This window comes from Halomonas halodenitrificans DSM 735 (assembly GCF_000620045.1).
Lineage (GTDB): Bacteria > Pseudomonadota > Gammaproteobacteria > Pseudomonadales > Halomonadaceae > Halomonas > Halomonas halodenitrificans.
The window spans coordinates 315450-322139 of the sequence record NZ_JHVH01000003.1 but is presented as its reverse complement, the minus strand read 5'-3'; the positions used below and the strand labels follow the sequence as shown (position 1 = coordinate 322139).

General features: G+C 52.3%; 7 protein-coding genes. All 7 read right to left on the bottom strand.

The genetic code is table 11. The annotated features are described in order from the left end of the window. Nucleotides 1-87 precede the first annotated feature (87 nt). Entirely contained in the window at nucleotides 88-786 is a 699-nt protein-coding gene (locus Q358_RS0105090) for a sulfotransferase (protein ID WP_169735505.1), read from the bottom strand. Beyond that, nucleotides 783-1796, bottom strand: a complete 1014-nt coding sequence (locus tag Q358_RS0105085) for a sulfotransferase (protein WP_027961065.1) — start codon at nucleotides 1794-1796, stop codon at nucleotides 783-785. The genes Q358_RS0105090 and Q358_RS0105085 overlap by 4 nt, the downstream gene beginning before the upstream one ends. A gap of 13 nt (nucleotides 1797-1809) precedes the next feature. After that, nucleotides 1810-2793 carry an aspartate aminotransferase family protein gene (locus Q358_RS18515; protein ID WP_156940858.1) on the bottom strand — a complete coding sequence of 328 codons (984 nt, stop codon included), beginning with the start codon at nucleotides 2791-2793 and terminating at the stop codon, nucleotides 1810-1812. A gap of 39 nt (nucleotides 2794-2832) precedes the next feature. After that, entirely contained in the window at nucleotides 2833-3522 is a 690-nt protein-coding gene (locus Q358_RS0105075; RefSeq protein WP_027961064.1) for a WbqC family protein, read from the bottom strand. Beyond that, complete coding sequence (locus tag Q358_RS0105070) at nucleotides 3519-4613, bottom strand: DegT/DnrJ/EryC1/StrS family aminotransferase (protein WP_027961063.1); 1095 nt, start codon at nucleotides 4611-4613, stop codon at nucleotides 3519-3521. The genes Q358_RS0105075 and Q358_RS0105070 overlap by 4 nt, the downstream gene beginning before the upstream one ends. Before the next feature lie 36 nt (nucleotides 4614-4649). Continuing rightward, nucleotides 4650-5525 (bottom strand): glucose-1-phosphate thymidylyltransferase RfbA, encoded by an 876-nt coding sequence (gene rfbA / locus Q358_RS0105065; RefSeq protein ID WP_027961062.1) that lies wholly within the window; start codon nucleotides 5523-5525, stop codon nucleotides 4650-4652. Nucleotides 5526-5603: 78 nt separating this feature from the next. Further along, complete coding sequence (rfbB, locus tag Q358_RS0105060; RefSeq protein ID WP_027961061.1) at nucleotides 5604-6656, bottom strand: dTDP-glucose 4,6-dehydratase; 1053 nt, start codon at nucleotides 6654-6656, stop codon at nucleotides 5604-5606. Nucleotides 6657-6690: the final 34 nt, after the last annotated feature.

Below are 6690 nucleotides of genomic sequence, written 5' to 3'. Positions count from 1 at the left end.
CCCCGTGTCAGGAACAGGTTAGCAAGATTCCACAGCACTCCAATGCCGACTTTTCGGTTCATTGCCTTCATTCAACGAAACTCAGCATTAGGTTCTATTTTCCCAAGGGAAGTCATCGAAAGGCGAATCCACCCCAAGAAATTTAACGAATTTTTGGTAAGCGCCCTTCTCTGCGACGTTAATCACTAACAAGTCCTCGGGGCGGTCTTTAAAGTACTCCATCACCTCCCTGTTATACCGCTCGTAGTGGGCGATCATGGTGTCTTTATTGTAGGGGTCTTCATCGGTTGTGCCGTGCACGCGCACTACGTTGTACATGAATCCAGGCCATACATACTTCGCGGCCTTGAGGTCTTCCGCAGTTGGAATACGGCCGTCTTTTCCAAACATCTTGGCATGAAAGCGCGTGATGGAATTGTACCACTGCTCCGGGCTATCCCTAACGGTGAGGATGAACTTGCTGCCCGGGTAGGCGTTATCCAGGTACTTGTAGGTTTCCGGGTAGCTGAACGGTACGTCCTGGAATACCTGAGCCGATTTGCAGTAATCCACTATGGGCTGAAAATTGTCTTCAAAGTAGTGCTTGCCGGTGAGATCCTCGGCTTTACGCTGATTGCCCACGGGGTAGTCGAGGGCTTCGAAGGCTGCTTTCAGGGAGGTCGTGCCGGTTTTATTTCTGCCGATACAGAAGTATTTTGCTTTACCTTTGGCTGTTCTTTTCTTGATAACCTCCACAAAAAGTTGTTTCACTTTTCGCTTGGCTTTACCTAACACAGCTTTACTCATGCCTGTTGTTCCGCTATCCTATGATAAACCTTCACTGCTTCTTCTTGTGAGTACTCCTCCAACCGCCACCGATTAGTATTGGAGAACTCCGACTCACCGCTATATTCAGGCACTGAATCAACGCCGCCCTGCTCAGCCAATCTGCGACTGATTTCCTTATAGTAATACTCCGGTCGCTGACAAAAATCTTCGTACTGGACCACCAGTTTTCGATTATCGGGTAAGTCCGCAATGCCCTGCTCTACCGAAGAATTGATGGCAGCGATCTGGCCCGCGACGGATTCCAATGGATCGAGATTTTTTAGCTCGGGATATTCCTTGATCTTGAAGGAATACCAGGTGTTGATGTCGCCGTACTGGCGTTTGCGGGCTTCTAATGCAGACTGAATATTGAAAACCGGGTCTCGACGAATCCAAATAAACAAAGCCTTGTCGAACTGTTCCACTAATTCAGGGATATTCTGATTCATGATCATGGCTTTCATGGCGAAAGGTTTTTCAAATATATTCGCCAAGGCATTGAGTTCATCCCGAAAGCCATCGAGATCAGCCATTTTGCGTAGATCTTCTGGCGGCATGTAGTCCAGCTCGTCGAAGGGCAGGAAGCGGCGCCAGAAATACCAGAATTCGTTGGGTGCCAACGCTCCCTTGGTTTTACCGTTATCCGAACTAAAATTGACGTCAGAGTTGAAATCCAAGATTTCATTACGGAAGTTGTAGCGAGGGTCAGTCAGAAGCTGTTGAATTTTCGCGCCCACCAACGGCGCCCCGAAGAAGCGAGAGAGCAGGTTAGTTGGGTAAGCGGCCAGGCCGGTGTTGGCAAGCCATTGCATAAATAACGTACTGCCTGAACGATGGGGCCCCATGAGAAAGATTTTGGAGAAGCGCTCAGCCGAATCATTCAAATAAGCCTTGTTTGGATCCTCCAAATTGCCATTCAGTTCTTTCAACAGCTCTTCGAGAGAGGTAACGCGTGCGTATTTTTCGGTGCGGTTTTCAGGAGCGGCCATGTATCAAAACCTTTTACTGGATTGCCAACAGGCTGACGAGCCTGTCCATATCGTTTTCTGTGTATCGCTGGTCGCAAGGGAGGAACAAGCCATTAGTGACTAGGTTCCACTCAAAGCTATCCTCTCCCACCCGAGTCAACACTTCCGGCCAATAGCTAGGCACAAACACCCGGCTGTTAATTAACTCTGATCTACTAGCTGTCTTTACATTCGGAAGCAGCGGGTAACACAATGGGGCACTTTCAACGTCAACGTGGAGCTTTAATTGATTATACTTACCCAGGCGCTCATGCAGGTAGCGTACATTCCGGTTTCGTGAGGCTCGGGCCGCTTCGTAATCGATAGAGTGCAGCAGCCGTTCGGTTAATTCGGACATTCCTAGCACAGGCTGTTCGGCAATTGCCTGCTCAGCCTCCTGATATTGCTGATAAGCCGCTTCAGGGCTGTTCGTAAGCCGGCTGATGAGATGGCCCATGCGTGTTGCCGATGTGGTGTCTCTGCTCTCTGGCTGATTGATGCGAGGATCTTCTGAGTACAGTACCCCGCCGTCTGGGAGACCGAAAAATTTTCTCGGCGACCATACTGTAGCTAAAGCTCCTGCATGTTTAGAGAAGTAAGCCTGAGAGCAATCAACAATCGTATTGCTATGACCGAACCTATTGAGGGAGCGATCTACTGAACCACCTGTCAAACCAAAGTAATCAACGACTAGTATGTACTCATACTTGCCAAGTCTCAGATCAGCATCAACATCAAAATTTGAGTTTATCTGGTAATACTCTAACTCAACACCCAGATCATTTACCGCCTCGACTACCGCGTCACAAGTATAGGCTGGCACCCATACCTTTTTTGCGCCGACTACATCGAGTATTATTTTTATCGCTGACCTAGCTGAATTTACTTTTATCGAAGCCTGATCAAGGTTCGCTTGAAAAAATGGAAGTTCTAGCCCTTGGTATCCGCCTATAGGCTTCTCTGATCCAGCTTCCGTCACAAAACTTCCCACTTGCTAATATTGAGATCAGCCATACGCTTAATTAAGTTCATATTGTTTCATCAGGTTCACCACTTCATCAGGTGAACAGTTCATCAGCACATCAATAATCGACAGGTTCGGAACAAATTCACGATTACTCTGCTGGTATTCCACTGGCAATGAATCAATAAACTTCAAGTCCACGCCTTGCTCTGAAAAATCGGTTTTGGCATAAAGCGACCTGCCACCTGGTGCGTTGATGTAACAATCCGCGCCGAACTTATGACACAACGCTATCAAGCGGTCTCGTGCGGATGCGGACCGGTCGTAATCGAGTTCACTTGTTTTCTTGAATTGTTTTTCGATGCCCAAATACGAAAAAATGGCTTGATAACTTTTTTGGCATACCTTCGCAATTGAACGATCATCGTTCTCAAGAATGTCACAGACCATCGGGAAAATCACTGCAAAATAATCAGCCTTTGAATAGCTTTGCTCCAAGGATTTCAGAAATTTTGATACATCAGCTGAAAATTCCAAATCAGATATCAGCTTATTTGAAGAAGCACCTGGCACCGACACAGTAAACCGAGTAGTGCCATTTGCAGTGAGTATATTATTCCGGTTGATGTATCCTTGTTTAATGAATGATACATCATCGTAGATAAAGAAAAGGTCGGAAGCATAAATAAGCTGGAAGTAACCGATATAGGGAAACAGGTACGGCTGCATCACTGCCAGCTTCATACGTTCAGCTCCACCTTGATACACTTGATGATATTATCCTGATCTGGTTGATCCAATTGATCAAAAATTGGCAAGCATAATATTCGACTTGCAATATCCTTCGATACCGGCTGCGCTGACTGCGATTTCAGGCATCCCACGCTTTCCAGCGACGGGTAAAAATACCGCCTGGCCAGTACGCCATTTTCCTTGAGAGTGGCCGCTACGCGTACGGCTTGCTCTTCACTTTCAAACACTACGGGGAAGTAGGCGCAGTTGTATTCCAATCCTTCCGGCTTGGCTTGCAGTTGCAGACTTGCGGGCAACGCCTGCTCGTACCTGCGCCAGACCTGTGCTCGGGCCAGCAAGTTGTCTTCCATCTCATCCAACACACACAGCCCCATGGCGGCCTGAAACTCGTTCATTTTGGCGTTGATGCCGAGCTCCTCGATACTCTCCGGCCCAGTGATGCCAAAGTTGATCATCTTCCTGGCGCGCTCCAGGACTTCCTTGCGCTTGAAGACGATCGCACCACCCTCGATGGAGTGAAACAGTTTGGTGGCGTGGAAGCTGAGGGTCGCTGCATCACCGTGCTTGAGCAGACTTTCTCCCTTGTAGGTCACCCCAAAGGCATGAGCCGCATCGTAGACCACTTTCAAGTCGTGCCTGCGGCCAATCTCATCGATGGCGTCTACGTCACAGGCATTACCGAATACATGCACCGGCACGATGGCACGAGTGCACGGCGTGATGGCCGCCTCGATCAAAGCCGGATCCAGGCACCAGGTATCGGCGTCGATATCCACAAACACCGGCTGCACCCCATCCCACTTCAGAGAACTGGCTGTGGCCACAAAGGTAAAGGGCGTGGTGATGGCTTCGACAGGCTCGTCACTGCCGCTGATGCCCAGCGCTCGATAAGCAATCTGCAGCGCCAGGGTGCCGTTGCTGACCAGCAGCAAGTTCTCGACCCCCAAGTACTCCTCCAGGCGCTTGGTGAGCTCCTGCACCAACGGGCCGTTGTTGGTCAGCCACTGACGCTCATAGATGCCGTCGATATAGCGATCCAGCTTGTCGCGGCTGGGCAGGTAGGGCTTGGTAACAGGAATCATGGCAACCAGAGGTTTTAGAAAATGGTCCGTAAGACGTTATTCGTCATCGATCAGGGAAAGTAGATACTCTCCATAGCCGTTCTTGGCCAGGCGATTACCGGCGTCGATCATATCTGCCGTACTCATCCAGCCATTACGCCAGGCGATCTCTTCCAGGCAGGCGATCTTGTAGCCCTGCCGGCGCTCGATGGTTTCCACGAACTGTGCGGCTTCCAGCATGCTTTCGTGGGTGCCGGTATCCAACCAGGCAAAGCCACGCCCAAGTAGCTCGACATTGAGATCACCGCGCTCCAGATAGGCCCGGTTGACGCTGGTGATCTCCAGCTCGCCACGATGGGAGGGCTCGACCCGCTTGGCGATCTCGATCACATCGTTGTCGTAGAAATAGAGGCCGGTGACAGCATAATGCGATTTGGGCTTACCCGGCTTCTCTTCGATGGAGATAGCGCGCTTGTCAGCATCAAACTCGACGACCCCGAAGCGCTCGGGATCCTTGACCTGGTAACCGAATACCGTGGCGCCACTCTGCTGGTTCGCCGCCTGCAGCAGCTTGGGCGTAAAGCCCTGGCCGTAGAAGATGTTATCCCCCAGCACCAGGCACACCGGGTCGCTGCCGATAAACTCCTCGCCGATGACAAAGGCCTGAGCCAGGCCATCGGGGCTGGGCTGTTCGGCATAGGAAAGCTCGATGCCGAACTGGCTGCCGTCACCCAGCAGTCGCTGAAAACCTTCCAGATCTTCTGGCGTGGTGATGATCAATACCTCGCGAATACCGGCCAGCATCAGCACCGAGAGCGGGTAGTAGATCATCGGCTTATCGTAGATCGGCAGCAGCTGCTTGGAGACGCCCATGGTGATGGGGTACAGCCGGGTACCGGAGCCCCCGGCGAGGATGATGCCTTTGCGTGCCATGGTGATTCCTTTCTATATGCGGTATATCGCCATCGCTGCGCGATGGTTTCGCCCGGCGAAGCCGGCCTCCTACAAATGCTAAGCGGTGCCCAGGCGCTCTCTCTGGTAGCTGCCGTCTTGAACACGGCGACACCATTCGAGGTTGGCGAGGTACCACTGCACCGTCTTGCGAATGCCGGACTCGAAGGTCTCTTCCGGGCGCCAGCCGAGCTCGCGCTCGATCTTGCTGGCGTCGATGGCATAGCGCAGGTCGTGGCCGGGGCGGTCGGCTACATGGGTGATCAGGTTGGCATAAGGCGAATGCGGTGACGGCGCCAACTCGTCGAGAATCGCACAGATGGTATGCACCACTTCGATATTTTGTTTCTCGTTATGGCCGCCGATGTTATAGGTCTCCCCTACTTCGCCTTTCGTTACCACCTGATAGAGGGCCCGAGCGTGGTCTTCCACGTAGAGCCAGTCACGAACCTGCTCGCCCTTGCCGTAGATCGGCAGCGACTTGCCTTCCAGGGCATTGAGGATCACCAGCGGAATCAGCTTCTCGGGGAAGTGATAGGGGCCATAGTTGTTGGAGCAGTTGGTGATCAGCGTGGGCAGGCCATAGGTGCGCTGCCAGGCACGCACCAAATGGTCGGAACTGGCCTTGCTCGCAGAATAGGGAGAACTCGGGGCGTATGAGGTCTCTTCGGTGAAGAGCCCTTCTGGGCCTTCCAGGTCGCCATATACCTCGTCGGTGGAGATATGGTGGAAACGGAAGGCATCCCGATGCTCGGCATCCAGGCCATTCCAGTAGGCCCGGGCGACTTCCAGCAGCGTGTAGGTGCCGACGATGTTGGTCTCGATAAACGCCGCCGGGCCGTCGATGGAGCGGTCCACATGGCTCTCGGCGGCCAGGTGCATCACCGCATCCGGCCGGTGCTCACGGAACACCCGCTCCAGCTCCGCCCTATCGCAGATATCCACCTGCTCGAAGACGTAGCGATCGTTGTCACTTATCTCGGCAAGCGACTCCAGGTTGCCGGCGTAGGTAAGCTTGTCGACGTTGACCACACTGCCGGCAGTGTGGGCGATGATATGACGAATCACGGCCGAGCCGATAAAGCCCGCGCCGCCGGTGATCAGGAGTTTCATGGTCGTCCGTGAGGTGTAAAGGGTGAAGAGTGAG